General features: G+C 62.1%; 11 protein-coding genes. 9 read left to right on the top strand and 2 right to left on the bottom strand.

Features of this window, described 5'->3' with window-relative positions; translation table 11 throughout:
- Positions 1-84 precede the first annotated feature (84 nt).
- Entirely contained in the window at positions 85-1,878 is a 1,794-nt protein-coding gene (locus JF539_RS06795; protein ID WP_207139562.1) for a sigma-54-dependent Fis family transcriptional regulator, read from the bottom strand.
- A gap of 493 nt (positions 1,879-2,371) precedes the next feature.
- Here JF539_RS06795 and JF539_RS06790 point away from each other — a divergent pair, with 493 nt between their 5' ends.
- From JF539_RS06790 to JF539_RS06750, 9 genes are all read left to right on the top strand, one after another.
- Positions 2,372-3,781: an SLC13 family permease gene (locus JF539_RS06790; RefSeq protein WP_207139561.1), complete on the top strand. Its 1,410-nt coding sequence runs from the start codon at positions 2,372-2,374 to the stop codon at positions 3,779-3,781.
- A 140-nt stretch (positions 3,782-3,921) separates the two neighbouring features.
- Positions 3,922-5,493: an arylsulfatase gene (locus JF539_RS06785; protein ID WP_207139560.1), complete on the top strand. Its 1,572-nt coding sequence runs from the start codon at positions 3,922-3,924 to the stop codon at positions 5,491-5,493.
- A gap of 113 nt (positions 5,494-5,606) precedes the next feature.
- Positions 5,607-7,304 (top strand): alkaline phosphatase family protein, encoded by a 1,698-nt coding sequence (locus tag JF539_RS06780; protein WP_207139559.1) that lies wholly within the window; start codon positions 5,607-5,609, stop codon positions 7,302-7,304.
- Positions 7,305-7,335: 31 nt separating this feature from the next.
- Entirely contained in the window at positions 7,336-8,331 is a 996-nt protein-coding gene (locus tag JF539_RS06775) for an AAA family ATPase (protein WP_207139558.1), read from the top strand.
- Positions 8,332-8,343: 12 nt separating this feature from the next.
- On the top strand, positions 8,344-9,327 hold the full coding sequence (locus tag JF539_RS06770; protein WP_207139557.1) for a DUF58 domain-containing protein: 984 nt from the start codon (positions 8,344-8,346) through the stop codon (positions 9,325-9,327).
- Complete coding sequence (locus JF539_RS06765) at positions 9,324-9,803, top strand: DUF4381 domain-containing protein (protein WP_207139556.1); 480 nt, start codon at positions 9,324-9,326, stop codon at positions 9,801-9,803. The genes JF539_RS06770 and JF539_RS06765 overlap by 4 nt, the downstream gene beginning before the upstream one ends.
- Positions 9,800-10,786, top strand: coding sequence for a VWA domain-containing protein (locus JF539_RS06760; RefSeq protein WP_207139555.1), 987 nt, complete (start codon positions 9,800-9,802; stop codon positions 10,784-10,786). The genes JF539_RS06765 and JF539_RS06760 overlap by 4 nt, the downstream gene beginning before the upstream one ends.
- Positions 10,783-12,303: a VWA domain-containing protein gene (locus JF539_RS06755; RefSeq protein WP_207139554.1), complete on the top strand. Its 1,521-nt coding sequence runs from the start codon at positions 10,783-10,785 to the stop codon at positions 12,301-12,303. The genes JF539_RS06760 and JF539_RS06755 overlap by 4 nt, the downstream gene beginning before the upstream one ends.
- Positions 12,300-13,559, top strand: a complete 1,260-nt coding sequence (locus JF539_RS06750; protein ID WP_207139553.1) for a BatD family protein — start codon at positions 12,300-12,302, stop codon at positions 13,557-13,559. The genes JF539_RS06755 and JF539_RS06750 overlap by 4 nt, the downstream gene beginning before the upstream one ends.
- An 8-nt stretch (positions 13,560-13,567) precedes the next feature.
- Here JF539_RS06750 and JF539_RS06745 read toward each other — a convergent pair whose 3' ends face one another.
- Positions 13,568-14,311, bottom strand: a complete 744-nt coding sequence (locus JF539_RS06745; RefSeq protein WP_207139552.1) for a GntR family transcriptional regulator — start codon at positions 14,309-14,311, stop codon at positions 13,568-13,570.
- Positions 14,312-14,547: the final 236 nt, after the last annotated feature.

Genomic DNA, 14,547 nt, shown 5'->3' with positions numbered 1-14,547 from the left:
GGCTGAAACGAAAAGTAAATCCGGATTTCAGGGGGGAGTTGTCCGTTTATCGTTCAGGCTGACGGACATGTTGCGGACGCACATTCAGGAGTGGCGCGTGCGCGGAATTCCGTAACTGTCCAGTTTCAGATAAAGCGTCGAACGGGCAATACCGAGCCGTTGGGCAGCCTTGGAGAGGTTTCCGCCTTCCGCCTCTATGGCGCCAATGATCTCGACCCGCTCTCTGTCGCGGAGCGTTTCCCCTCGATCCGGCCCGGAGGCTTTCCTGAACTCCGGCGGAAGGGTCCGCTCGTCGATCAGTCCGGTAGGCGAAAGAGCGTCGAGCGCGGCAATCAGGTTGGCCATTTCGAGCAGATTGCCAGGCCAGTCGTAAGACCGCAAAGCCGCCATCGCACCGGATGTGAACTTCAGTTCGCGACCCTTCGTTTGTGTCGCATGGCGCAACATCAACTGACGCAAAAGAGGCTCGATCTCGTCCTGACGATCGCGCAAGGGGCGAATTTCGAGGCGGGCGCCGGCAATGCGGTAAAAAAGGTCACCCCGAAAGCCACCGCACTTCATTTCGTCATAGAGCGAGCGTGTGGAAAGCGCGATCACCCGCATTCCCTCGCAGGAAACGTCCTCGACGAGGTTCAAGAGCAGTTTCTGAACGTCGGGAGACGCTGCTCCCGGGTCGTTGAGGCATAGCACTCCGTTGGACGCCCCTATCTTCCGTTGCGCGACATCCTCCCTGAGCCGGATTGCCGACAGGCGAGAGCAGTCAATCATCTCGAACGGGCCGTCTGCCTGCGGACTGGCCCTGTGGACGGCTTGCGCGAGGTAGGTCTTGCCCGTGCCGGTCTCGCCTTCGATCAGCAAGGGAATATTGGTCTGCGCAAGCCGCTGTGCCTGAATGCTCAGGATCGAACTGGCGGACCCCACCGCGCCGATCTTCGCCAGTTGCGCTCCCGGCTCCACGCCACGCAAGCGCGTGCTCCGCAAAAAGATGACAACGCCGATCGCGTCGTCCTGTTCGGCGACGACTTCCATATCTGTCCCGGGAAGGCAGTCGGAGAGTGCTTCGGCGATCGTGTCGGGAGTCTGATCGATCAAATCGGGGATTCTTCCGCGAAGTTCGCTCAAGGCCCGGTCGTCGTCGCAAAAACGTGCAAAGTCCTCAGTCGCAAAAACATCCGCGCCGCTTCTGTCCACGATAAGCATCGGCTCGTTTCCGCGCCTCAAACGGCGAACGTGCAGGCGTTCCATGAGGGTTTCGCGTTCTCGGTCCAGAAGACGGGTCAGTTCGGTCTCGACCTGCATGGCAAGGGCGGCCGACAGAGCGGTCGCGTTGGCTTGCGCGATGCCGCTCGGCCAAGAGATGTCGACCACCCCGAGGAGCTGTCCCGTTGCAGGATCGGCGATCGGCGTAGCGGCGCAGTTCCAGCGCTGGATCTCCTCGCAGAAATGCTCTGCTTCATGCACTTCAACGGGCCGGCCGAGTTGGATCGCCGTTCCGATCGCATTGGTTCCGATCACGTCCTCGGTCCAATGCCCCCCCAGATGAAGATGGTTTTCCTGGCCGCGGGCGAGCGTTGCCTCGTCACCCACGGCGTCGAGAACCACACCGGTCCGGTCACACAAAAGCAGAATGTTGTCGGTTCCGCCGAGCAGCTTCCCTGCCCGGGACAGCGCCGTTCGCGCACCGTTGCGCAGCCGCCTTGCGAGCGCTCTCTGCGTCAGCAGCCCCTCTTCCGTCAAGAGCGGCGCCTGTTTGAGCTTCCCGATCTGCCGGTCCGCGGACCGCCGCCAACTCTGTAGTACTTCCTGGCGAATGTTGGGAGACACACGACCGAACGCCATGAACTCCTCCCAATCGCGCTTCGTAACAACCTGCGCCATATGCTCCTCCCGAACGAATGGCAACCGATATGCCGAACGCAGGGTGGCATCTTTGTTTTGCGACGCCTTGTTCGGCGATCTCGTAAATCGGGGATCGCCGATTGTTTGCCTGGCTGGCCGGAGGATCATAACAAAAGTCAAGTTCCCAGAACGTCCGATTTTCGGACATCTCAACCGGACTGTTTCACGAGTTGAACTCCTCCTCCGAACGCCTTGGTCCTGACGCCCCAAACGAAGCGGCGTTAACGCGGCCTTTCTCACCCAACGTCATGCAGAGACGTCATGGCAGAGCTTTTCCGGATGCCGGAATCCTTTCGCGCGTGTTCCGGGGTTCACCGCGGGCGTGCTTCCGCCGGACAGGCCCGCTCCCGTGAAACATCTCACGCGCGAAGAACGGAGATGAATCGCCGGCACAGGCGATTTCCGGGACGAAAACCTTGCATTCCCGGACCTGCGGTTCCAAAGTCGACCGCCGGGAACCGGGGGAAATTCGTTGAGCTTGAAACTCGAAGGCGCAACCGTTGCGGCGGTCTCCAACACGCTCGCCGTTGCCGTCGCGATCGCCGCCGTCACGCTGCCGCCTCTGGGCGGATTGAGCGCAGGCGCGCAAGCGGCGGCCGGTATCGGGGGTCTCATGGCGGTGCTCTGGGTAACGGAAACAATCCCGCTCGCGGTCACCGCACTCCTGCCCGTCGCCCTGTTTCCGCTCACGGGCGTCGCGTCGCTCGCCGATCTCTCGACATCCTATGCGAACCCGGTGATCTTCCTGTTTCTCGGCGGTTTCATGATCGCCAAAGCCATCGAGAAATGGGGTCTTCATCGGCGGCTGGCGTTTTCCATTCTCGCCCGGACGAAGGGCGAGCCGAAACAGGTGGTCCTGTCGGTGATGGCCGCCACCGCGTTCCTGAGCCTCTGGATAAGCAACACGGCCTCTACAATGGTCGCGGCTCCGATTGCCGCCTCCATAGCCGCGATGCGGACGGAAAAGGACGGCTTCGGAACAGCCTTGATGCTCGGGGTCGCCTATGCTGCGACAATCGGCGGAATGGGGTCCCTGATCGGCACGCCGCCGAACGCGCTCTTTGCCGCCTACATGCAGGACGCTTACGGCATCGTCATCGGTTTCGCGGAATGGATGCTTGTCGGCCTGCCCGTTGTCGTCATTTTGCTGCCCGTTACGTGGATTGTCCTGACGCGGTTCGCCTTCACCATCGGACCGGATCCCATCCATGTCGCCATACCGAAGTCGGAACCGATGTCATCGGGGGAAAAGCGCCTGGCGCTCGTTGCCTCCCTGACGGCCCTGGGATGGATTTTCAGACCGTTGATCTCAAAGGCCTTTCCCGGCCTTGCCCTGAGCGACGGCGGGATCGCCATGACCGGTGCCTTGGCTCTCTTCGTGATCGGCTCCGGAACCCCGTCCCGCGAACGGCTTCTCGACTGGAAAACCGCATCGAGCCTCAGATGGGACGTTCTGATCCTGTTCGGCGGCGGCCTTTCGCTCGCTTCCGCCATCGAGCGCACCGGCCTCGCCGGCTGGATCGGAGATCAGGCACAGGGACTTGAAGGGTTGCCGACGTTCTGGATCCTGCTTTCCATGGCGCTCATCATCGTCTACCTCGGCGAGCTTGCCTCCAACACGGCCATGGCGGCCATCTTCCTGCCCGTAGCCGGTGCCGCGGCGGTCGGTACCGGCGCCGAACCGCTGACCTTCACCCTGCCCGTGGCCATGGCCGCCTCCATCGGCTTCATGCTGCCGGTCGCCACGCCGCCCAACGCCATTGTCTTCTCCAATCCGCTGGTCGACCGCCGCGACATGCTTGTTGCCGGCGCTCCGCTGGATCTTGTCGGCATCGGGATCGCATTGCTGGCGGGTACCGTTTTCGGTCCCCTGGTGTTTTGATGAAGCCGGCAAAAGAATATTGCAGCGCAGCAACCCAGACGTTTAACTAACGCAAGGTCATTTTTTCTTCCGGAGCTCTGGAAAACCCGTTTCGATCATGCAACGATAAAGCGTTTTCACGCCCAGCGGGAGGCCGCAAAATGTCTTTTGTCAGGAATGTCTTAGTATTGGCGATGCTCGGTGTACCGAGCATGTCCTTCGCGCAATCCGAACCGGAAAAACCCAACATTCTCGTGATTTGGGGGGATGACGTCGGACAGTCCAACATCTCGGCCTACACGCTTGGGTTGATGGGGTACAAAACCCCGAACATCGACCGGATCGCCAATGAAGGCATGATGTTCACGGACTATTATGGCGAGCAGTCCTGCACCGCCGGGCGGTCGTCCTTCATCATGGGGCAGTCGGTGTTCCGCACCGGGTTGTCCAAGGTCGGCCTGCCCGGCGCCGAGGAAGGCATGCAGGTCGAGGATCCGACCATTGCCGGCCTGCTCAAGGCCGAAGGCTACGCCACCGGCCAGTTCGGCAAGAACCACTTGGGCGACCGCGACGAGCACCTGCCGACCAATCACGGCTTCGATGAGTTTTTCGGCAACCTATATCACCTGAACGCCGAGGAAGAGCCGGAAAACGAAGACTATCCGAAGTCGCCCGAGTTCCGGGAAAGGTTCGGTCCGCGCGGCGTGATCAAGTCGTCCGCGGACGGCCAGATCGAAGACACGGGACCGCTGACCAAAAAGCGCATGGAAACCGTCGACGACGAGACGGTCGCCGCCGCCATCGACTTCATCAAGCGCAAGGAAGCGGAGGGCGTTCCCTGGTTCGTCTGGTGGTCCGGCACAAGGATGCATTTCCGGACTCACGTCGGCGACGAAATGCGCCAACGGGCCAACGAAATCGCCGGCCGTCAGATGGACGAATATCAGGCGGGCATGATCGAGCACGACCTGCATATCGGAGAATTCCTTGCCGTGCTCGATGAACTCGGCATCGCGGACAAGACCATCGTGTTCTACTCGACGGACAACGGCCCGCACATGAACACATGGCCCGACGCGGCGATGACACCGTTCTGGGGCGAGAAGAACACCCAATGGGAAGGCGGCTGGCGCGTGCCCGCCATGGTCCGCTGGCCCGGGAAGATCGCGGAAGGCGCGGTCTCGAATGAAATCGTGCACCACATGGACTGGTTGCCGACCTTCCTGGCGGCCGCGGGCAATGAAACCGTCAAGGAAGACCTGCTCGACGGCGTCTCCGTTGCGGAAGTCGGCGGTGGCCGCGACTATCGTGTTCACCTGGACGGCTACAACATTCTGCCGCTCCTGACCGGCGAGGCGGAGGAAGGCCCGAGGAACGAGATCTTCTACTTCACCGATGACGGCGATCTTGCCGCGCTGCGTTACCGGGACTGGAAGATCACCTTCCTCGAGCAGAAGGCATGGGGCACCTTGCGCGCCTGGATGGAACCGTTGACACCTCTGCGGGTGCCCTTGGTCTTCAACCTGCGCCGAGACCCGTATGAACGGGCGTATCGGACATCGAACACCTATTACGACTGGATGATCGACCGCGCCTACATGCTGGTGCCCGCGCAGGCTTACGTGGCCCAGTTCCTTGAAACCTTCAAGGACTACCCGCCGCGTCAGGAAGCGGCTTCCTTCAGCCTGGACAAGGTGATGGAAAAACTGAGCGCGCCGGGAGGAGCCCAGTAAGGTCCATGCGGGAGGTGGCGCGGTTGCTCCACCTTCCCGTGTGCCACGCGATTTCCCACGAGGGTCGACCGGCCCATCCAATCCGAGAAGGACAGATATATGGGAGGTTCATAATGCCGAGCCGTTCTTTGACTGTTTTGACCGTTCTTTCGGTCATAACCGCCCACTCCTCCGGCGTCCTGGCTCAACCGGCCTCAGAACCTCCGCGTCTTGTCCTGCAAATTACTGTCGATCAGTTGCGCGGCGATCTGATAAACAGAAATGCCGATCATTTTGGTGAAGGCGGTTTCCGGTATCTTATCGACAACGGGTTGTACTTCACCGATGCCCATCACCGCCATGCCAACACGGAGACAATCGTCGGGCACACTACGCTTGCCACCGGAACCGATCCGGCCGTTCACGGCATGGTGGCCAATGTCTGGTTCGACCGGAAAACCGGACAGCCGAACTACAATGTCCAGGATCCGGAATATGCCCTTCTTGCCCAAAGCGGAATAGACCAGTCGACCGAAATCGATCCTACCCAGCGCGCGGCCACTACCGACGGTCGGTCACCGAGAGCTATCCTGACGTCGACCCTTTCCGACGAGATCGCTATCGGCATCGGCGGCGAACCGAAAATCTTCGGCGTCTCCGTCAAGGACCGGGGGGCTATTTCGATGGCTGGACACTCAGGAAGGGCCTACTGGTTCTCGAAAAGCGAGGGCCGCTTCGTTACGTCAAGCTATTACATGGACGCTTATCCAGATTGGGTGAACGTCTGGAACGGGTCCGGGCAAATCCAGGCCTTTGCAAATACCAACTGGACTCTTACGGATGCAAAGGACACCTATCGTTTCGGCGACGCGGACGACGCGGTTTGGGAGACCGATTTCCCCGGGTTCGGACGCACTTTCCCGCACCCCTATGGCAATGTCGACGGAAAGTACTACACGACCCTTTTGACGCTCAGTCCCGCCGGCGACGAGCTGACAGCAGGGTTTACCAAAACCCTGATCGACAATGAAAACATCGGCTCCGACGCAGCCACCGACTATCTAGCGGTCAGCTTTTCCTCGACGGACTATGTCGGTCACCTCTTCGGACCTTCGAGCCTCGAAGCGGAAGACAATCTGCGTCGGCTCGACCGCACGCTCGCGGACCTTCTTGCCCATGTCGACGAAAAGGTCGGCCTGGACAAGACGCTTATCGTCCTGTCAGCGGATCACGGTGCCGCGGAAGTTCCCGAGTATCTGAAGTCCCTCGGCATTCCGGCCGGATATTTCAGCTTCGACGACATTGACAAGAAAGACGCCTCAGATGCTCTGTTCCGCGAGTTCGGCGGTGCTCAGGAGCTGATCGAGACTTTCTCTCAACCGTATGTCTACCTGAACGATGCCTTTCTCAAGAAAAACGGACTGGACAAGGCTCTCGTCGCCCGCAGACTCGCCGAAGAGCTTCAGAAAATGCCAGGCGTTGCTCACGCAGTTTCAAGCGAGGATCTGCGAGCGGGTGCGGTAGCCAAAACCAATATCACCGATGCAGTCCTGGCCAATTTTCACACGGAACGATCCGGGGATGTCTATGTCGTTTTCGAGCCGCACTGGTTTGTGGGTGATTTCGACGGCCTCCATGTGGCTTCGCATCACGGGTCCCCTTGGAGCTACGACACATTTGTTCCTTTGATCTTTTCCGGTCCCGGAATCCAGCCGGCCAAAATAGGCCGGCGGGTGGAAACAGTCGATGTCGCCCCGACCGTCGCGGCTTATCTCGGCATCAAGCCTCCGAGCGGTTCGCGAGGTCAGGTGCTCACCGAAATCTTGCGCTAATTCCGCTTCCCGCGACTCGATCGGACCTTGCATGACAGATACGCTAGACAGGATTTCACAACTCAAGGCCCGAATGCGGCAGTCCATCATCGGACAGGAAGACGTGATCGACCGGTTGATCATCGGGCTCCTAGCCAATGGCAATCTTCTCGTTGAAGGCCTGCCCGGCCTTGCCAAGACCCGCGCGATCAAGGCCCTTGCCACGAACATGGAGGCGGAGTTCAGCCGCATCCAGTTCACGCCGGACCTGCTTCCCTCCGACGTGACCGGAACGGAAGTTTATTATCAGGCCGGGGAGAAGTCCGAATTCCGCTTCGAACCCGGACCGATCTTCGCCAACATCGTGCTTGCCGACGAGATCAACCGCGCGCCGGCCAAGGTCCAGGCCGCCCTTCTGGAAGCCATGGAGGAACGGCAGGTCACCGTCTCCGGCAAGACCCACACGATGCCACCGCTGTTCATGGTGATGGCGACCCAGAACCCTGTGGAGCAGGAAGGCACCTATCCTCTGCCGGAAGCACAGATGGACCGGTTTCTCATGCATGTCCTGATTTCCTACCCGCCGGTGGAGGACGAGGTCGCGGTAATCCGGCTGGTCAGGGGCGAGGAAAAAGCCGCGGTGGACGCCGCAACCAAGACAAGACATTCCGAAGCGACACTTGAGCCTGTGCCCCAGGATGCGGTTTTTGCAGCACGCCGGGACATCTCTTCCATCCACGTCTCGGAGGCGATGGAACGCTACATGGCGGACCTGGTCAACGCGACACGGCACCGCGAGGCCTATGGAGACAACCTGAAGCGCTGGATCGAGATCGGCGCCTCGCCGAGGGCCTCTCTGGCGCTGGACAAGTGCGGCCGCACCCATGCGTGGTTGGCCGGACGCGACTATGTCGATCCGGAAGACCTGCGCGCGATCGCTCCGGATGTGCTGCGCCACCGGCTCGGTCTGACTTTCGAGGCACAAGGCGAAGGCATCAGCCCAGACAAGGTGGTTGAAGAGTTGCTGACGATGGTCGCACTTCCCTGAGGAGGGTCCTGAATGCGCGACAGAGCCGCGCGAATTCGAGCAGGTTTGACTGGAACGGGGACCGAACCGGGGGTCGCGGATCCCCGCATCCGGGTCGACCTCGCGCATCTGCTGGCACTCGAGGGACAAGCAAAGCGCCTTTCCTTTCTTCCCCGCCAGCCGGCCCGCAGCATCCTGAACGGCCGCCATGCGTCCCGCCTGCGCGGCCGAGGCCTCGCTTTCGAAGAGCTGCGCAACTATCTGCCCTCGGACGATATCCGCACCATTGACTGGAAAGTCACGGCCCGCACGGGCACGCCTCATGTCCGGGTCTTTTCCGAGGAACGGGACAGGCCCGCGCTCATCGTCGTCGACCAGCGCATGTCGATGTTTTTCGGCTCGAGACGGAACATGAAATCGGTCACGGCGGCCGAATGCGCCGCGCTCGCGGCCTTCCGCATCTTCGATCAGGGCGACAGGGTCGGTGGCATTGTCCTTGGCGACGAAGCGATCGCGGAGATCAAGCCGAAGCGCAGCCGGACCGCTCTGACCGCCTTTCTGACGGCCCTGAGTGACGCCAACAGCCTGCTGAACGCCGATGCGCCAGCGGTTCCTGCCATGCCGCTGAACCGGGTGCTCGAAGCCGTTGCCCGGATCGCCCGGCGCGGCCATCTCGTGCTGGTGTTCAGCGATTTTGACGAGATTGACGACACGACGCATCGAATTGTCGCCAGCATTTCCAAACACAACGACCTGATGCTCGGACTGGTTTCGGATCCTTATACGGAAAGCATTCCTCAAGGTACCAGGATCGTTGTCTCCGACGGTGTCCTTCAGGCGGAAATCGACACGGGCGACAAGGGCGTGCACAGCAGGCTGCAGGACTTCGCTCAGGGCCGTCTCGCCGAAGTTCTCGACTGGCAAAGGCGTTACGGGTTTCCGGTGCTGCCGGTCTCCGCAGGCGAGGACAGCGTGACGCAGATGAGCCGCCTATTCGGTCTGCAGGGGCGCCGATGAGTGACAGCGAAACGACTCCCCAGAGTCTCGTCGGACTTCTGAACCGGCTGGCGGAACCCTCCGATCCGCCACCGGTCTCCATGATGCCGGAGACCTGGGGCTGGGCTGTCCTCGGCCTTGCTCTTCTCGCCATTACAGCTGCGGCTTGTCTTGTTCTTTTCCGTCGCTACCGCGCAAACGCCTACCGCCGCCAGGCGCTGCGGGAGCTGAACGAAAGAGCCTCCGACGCAACCGATGTCGCCCGGATCCTGCGCCGGACCGCCCTTGCGGCCTATCCGCGCCACCGGGTCGCGGGCCTGACCGGAGACCGCTGGATCGGTTTCCTGAACGAAACAGCAAACGCGCCTCTCTTCCGGGGCGCGGCGGCGGAAAGCCTCAAGACCTCGCCCTACCGCGATGCCGCTGTGCAAGACGACCTGATTGCAACGGCGCGGCGCTGGATAAGAACGCACCGGCGGGAGGTATCCCCGTCATGATCGCCCTCGCCTTTCCCTGGGTTTTCCTGGCCCTGCCGCTCCCATTTGCCGTCTATTTTCTCGTGCCCGCGCACCGGGAACGGGCACCGGCCCTGCGCTTTCCCTTCTTCCGGCGGATGGCCCATACGGCCGGCAGCAAAACCCACGCCGGGGCCGCGGTCCTGTCGCGCAGCCGGTTTCAGATGATCTCGGCCGTCCTGACCTGGTGCCTGCTCGTCGCCGCGCTTGCCCGGCCGGAATGGATCGGAGACGCCGTCGAAGTGTCTCGTTCGGCCCGGGACGTGGTGCTCGCCATCGACATCTCCGGTTCTATGGATACACGGGATTTCAAGGCGCCGGACGGAAGTCCGAAACAAAGGTTCGCGGCCGTGCGCGATGTCGTGGACGATTTCGTCACCGGCCGCGAAGGCGACCGCATGGCGCTGATCGTTTTCGGTTCCAGGGCCTATGTCCAGTCGCCGCTGACGGAAGATCTCGAAACGATCACCAGCCTGCTTGGCCAGACCGAAGTCGCCATGGCCGGACCTCACACCGCGATCGGCGACGCGATCGGCCTGGCGATCAGAACCTTCGAGGCGAGCGACATCGAGCAGCGCCTCCTGATCCTTCTGTCGGACGGGGCCGACACCAGCAGCCGGATGAGCCCGGTCAACGCCGCGGAGATCGCCGCAAGCAAAGGCATCGAGATCCACACCGTGGGTGTCGGCGATCCGGACGCATCCGGCGAGGACCGGGTCGATCTCGGCGCGCTCCAGGATATCGCCGGGCGCACGGGTGGCGCGTATTTCTTTGCCGAGGACGAGGCAGGGCTCCAGGACATCTACGAGCGGATCGACGCCCTCACCCCGAGGGAAACCGAAACCCTGTCCTACCGGCCCAAGACCAGCCTGGCGTTCCTGCCGCTCGGGGCAGCCGCACTCATTCCCTTCGCAGCCGTTTTGGTTTTGCTCTTCTCCTCCCGCCACCGGAGGGCCGTTGCATGAACGATCTGCTGTTTGCCCTGTCGGAGTTGCATTTCATCCGTCCGGTCTGGCTGGTCCTTCTTCCGGCTGTGGCCGCGCTCTGGTTTGCCGTGCGGCGCGGCGCGGCAGACACCGGACTTGTCGAGGCGGGAATCGCCGCGCATTTGCACGAAGCCCTGACGGTCGGGTCCGGAGGCAAACGGCGGCTCAAGGCGATAGACGGTGTCGCCCTCGGGATCAGCCTGGCGGCAATCGGTGCCGCCGGGCCGACATGGTCGCGCGTACCGGACCCGTTCGTCGCCCAGACCGTGCCGATGGTCGTGGTCCTGAAAGTCACCCCTTCGATGACGGCAAACGATGTCGCGCCGACGCGGCTTGAACGCGCCAAGCAGAAAATCAGCGACCTGCTTGCGCTTCGTGCCGGGGCGAGAACGGCGTTGGTCGCCTACGCCGGCTCGGCTCACCTTGCGGTGCCTTTGACCAACGATCCGACCGTCATGCAACCTTACCTCGAGGGCCTCGCCCCCGACGTGATGCCCAAAGAGGGCGCGAATGCCGCTCAGGCCCTTTCCAAGGCTCGAGAGATCCTGTCGGGGGACGCGGCGAACGGGGCCATCCTTTTCGTGCTCGACAGCCTGGACAGCACGGATCTTGAAGCGCTGAACGCTCCGGGAGACAGCGGCTCCGTACTTGGTACTCTCGTCATGCTTCCGGCCGAGGCCACCGATCCCGGCATCGACGGACTTGGCGCGCTGAAGGTGCGGGTCACGGCGGACAACAGCGATATCCGCAGCCTGGACCGGATGCTGAACGCGGATTACCGCCGCAACCTCAACGAAACCGGCACACAGCCCTGGGACGACCGGGGCTGGCTGCTTGCCTTCCCTGCAGCACTGCTGACCCTGATCTGGTTCCGCCGGGGCTGGACCATGCGGTGGGCGGCGGTGCTGATCGTGGCGGGCTGGTCCGTCTCGGTTCCGGCGCCTGCGGACGCCGGCGTCGCGGACTGGTTCTTCACGCCCGACCAGCAGGGCTGGCTCGCCTACCGCGACAAGAACTACAAGAAGGCTGCCGAACTCTTCACCGACCCCATGTGGAAGGCCCGCGCGCAATACCGGGACGGTCAATACGAGCAGGCCGCCCAGACCTATGACCGTCTCGACACGCCGGAAGCCGCCTTCGCCAAGGGCATGGCGCACATCCGCTCACGCGGGTACCGGGAAGCCATCGCCGCCTTCGAGGAAACCCTTGCGCTCGACCCCGAGTATCCCAATGCGGAGGACAATCTTGAGATCGCCCGGGAGATCCTCGACTATGTCGAAACCGCCCGGGAGCAATCGGACACGGGAGAGGATACCGGGATCGGAGCCGACGACGTCGTCTTCGACAACAAGGATGCCAGAGGCCAGGAAACAACCATCGAGCCCGAAACCGGGGGCGATCAGCTGCTGACCGCCGACCAGTGGATGAAGTTCGTCGATACGCGAACAAGCGACTTCTTGCGGCAACGCTTTGCGATCGAGGCGGCCCAGAAATGAGGACCATCCGCCGGATCCTGCTTGTCGTCCTTTCGGCCGTTTTTCCGGCGACCGCCCTCGCGCAAGACCCGGCACGTCCCATTGTCGAAGTCGAGTTTCCCGAAACCGAAACGATCCCGGGACAAGCGCTCACGCTCAGGCTGACAATCCTTGTGCCGACCTGGATGCCGAAACCGGCTGTGTTTCCATCGATGGACGTGCCGAACCTGCGTATCACCCTGCCAGAGCGCGCCACCTCGCCGACCAGCAAACGGGTCGACGGCGCCGACTGGTCCGGGGTCACGAGGCGCTACCTGATTTCCCCGATGGTTCCGGGCGGGTTCACGATCCCGGAACAGACCATCGAGGTGATCTTTGCCAGGCCGGACGCCCCTTCCGAGCAGGAAAAGGCGGCGGTGACCTTCGGTCCGCTGACGCTGCAAGGTCTTGTGCCGGAGGGGGCCGAAGGCCTCGACCCCTTCATCGCGGCAAGCGAACTGACCCTGACACAGGAGCTTCCGGAGAATACCGAAGGCCTGAGCCCCGGCGACGGTCTGAAGCGCACCGTCACCGCGAAAGTGACGGGGAGCTCCCCCATCATTCTGCCGCCGCTCATGGCGCCACCGAAGATAGAGGGATTTGCCGCCTATGCCGAGGAACCTCTGGTCGAGGAACACCAGAACCGTGGCGTGCTCTCCGGCACGCGCCGGGAGACGGTCACGCTGATGGCCCAGGGCAACGGCCGCGGCGAGCTGCCGGCCATCGAGATCAACTGGTACAATCTTGACAGCAAGGAGGTCGAAACCGCGTCTCTCGACGCCGTCCCCATTTCGGCCACCGGCGCCCCCGCTTCGCCAACGGACCTGCTGACGCCGGAGCGTCGTCGTTCAACCGTCATGGCGCTTGTCGCCCTGATGGCGCTCCTGCTTGCGGGATATCTTGCAGGCCCCACCCTGCAGTCGGCCTACCGGGTCCGTCGCGCCCGGTACCTCTCCAGCAAGGCCTTCGCCAGGAAGTCACTGTTGAAAGCCGTCCGCTCGAAAGATTATCCAGGTGCCGCGAGCGCGCTGCGGACCTGGCTTGACCGCCCCCCGGAAACACACCCGAAAGACAGGGTCTTTGTCGAGGAAACGTTCAGGCTCCTGAGCGCCAGCCGGTTCGGACAAGACACCCAGCCGGAGAACCCGGACCAATGGCAAGCTCTCGAGCAGGCGATCCGGCACTCCCGTGCCAGGAAACCTCAAACCGATCAGGCCCTTCCGGCGCTCAACCCCTGACGGCTGGTTCAACCAGCCCGTCCCAGCGCCTCGCTCAAGGTGGTTCCACCTTCCTGCTTCTTCCTCAGGTCCAGGCCGGAATGCAGGTCGATGATGTGGCTTTTCTGGATGCTTTCCGCAGCGTCCGCGTCCCGCGCCTGAAAGGCCTCCATAAGGGCGTGGTGGGAGTGGCTTTCGCAGGCCGTGTCGGAACGCTTCCAGTAAAGCGCGATGATCAGCGACGACCTTGAAATGAGCGAACGCACCATCCGCGCAAAGACCCGATGGTCGGCAATGTCGGCGATTTCGATGTGAAAGCCGCCGGAAAGCATCAGCGCCTTGCCCATGTCGCCATCTGCCAGCGCCGCGTGCTCGGCTTCCAGATGGGCCTCGAGCCGGGCCAGCTGCTCGTTCGTGATGGCTTCCGCCGCCAGACGCGCCACCGCGGGCTCGATCAGTGCCCGCGCCTGGAATACCTCGTGGGCCTCCCGGATGGTGGGCTTGGCGACAAAGGCGCCTCTGTTCTTCTCGATGGACACAAGACCGGAATGGGCAAGCGCCTGCAAGGCGGCGCGAACCACCGTTCGGCTTGCACCGTAGATTTCGCCAACCTCGTCTTCCACCAGCTTCAGACCCGGTGCCAGCCTGTGTTCCAGAATGGCCGTCTGCAGCCGCAGACAGATATCGAGCGCGCGTCCCGGGGGCAGCGCGAAGATATCGTGCAGACTGCTTTTCTGGCCAACAAGAGTGGCGGTGACTACAGGCTTTGTCATTTTGAACGCCAGCGAGGATTTTTCTTTCCTGCAATCCTACGCCCGGGAGACTGGACCCGGCAATCTCAGATCGTATACAATTTTTAGTCAGATCGTATTTAATTTGCCAATTTATTGTGCACTTTTCTCGAGGCCCGTGCATTGGATCTTTGCCGTCCGCACGCGATTTCCCGGATTTCCGCCGCTTTATCACCTTGGCACGGCGCTTGCTGGCTGGTGCCACGTGAATGGTTATC

Origin of the sequence: Roseibium aggregatum (assembly GCF_017309185.1) — a bacterium.
Taxonomy (GTDB): Bacteria; Pseudomonadota; Alphaproteobacteria; order Rhizobiales; family Stappiaceae; genus Roseibium; species Roseibium aggregatum_B.
The sequence above is the reverse complement of the archived record's forward strand: the minus strand, read 5'-3'. Positions and strand labels throughout refer to the sequence as shown.

Excerpts from the sequence above, each read along its gene's own strand:
- JF539_RS06795 (WP_207139562.1), bottom strand. The coding sequence starts at position 1,878 with ATGGCGCAGGTTGTTACGAAGCGCGATTGGGAGGAGTTCATGGCGTTC.
- JF539_RS06785 (WP_207139560.1), top strand. The coding sequence starts at position 3,922 with ATGTCTTTTGTCAGGAATGTCTTAGTATTGGCGATGCTCGGTGTACCG.
- JF539_RS06780 (WP_207139559.1), top strand. The coding sequence starts at position 5,607 with ATGCCGAGCCGTTCTTTGACTGTTTTGACCGTTCTTTCGGTCATAACC.
- JF539_RS06775 (WP_207139558.1), top strand. The coding sequence starts at position 7,336 with ATGACAGATACGCTAGACAGGATTTCACAACTCAAGGCCCGAATGCGG.
- JF539_RS06770 (WP_207139557.1), top strand. The coding sequence starts at position 8,344 with ATGCGCGACAGAGCCGCGCGAATTCGAGCAGGTTTGACTGGAACGGGG.
- JF539_RS06765 (WP_207139556.1), top strand. The coding sequence starts at position 9,324 with ATGAGTGACAGCGAAACGACTCCCCAGAGTCTCGTCGGACTTCTGAAC.
- JF539_RS06760 (WP_207139555.1), top strand. The coding sequence starts at position 9,800 with ATGATCGCCCTCGCCTTTCCCTGGGTTTTCCTGGCCCTGCCGCTCCCA.
- JF539_RS06755 (WP_207139554.1), top strand. The coding sequence starts at position 10,783 with ATGAACGATCTGCTGTTTGCCCTGTCGGAGTTGCATTTCATCCGTCCG.
- JF539_RS06750 (WP_207139553.1), top strand. The coding sequence starts at position 12,300 with ATGAGGACCATCCGCCGGATCCTGCTTGTCGTCCTTTCGGCCGTTTTT.
- JF539_RS06745 (WP_207139552.1), bottom strand. The coding sequence starts at position 14,311 with ATGACAAAGCCTGTAGTCACCGCCACTCTTGTTGGCCAGAAAAGCAGT.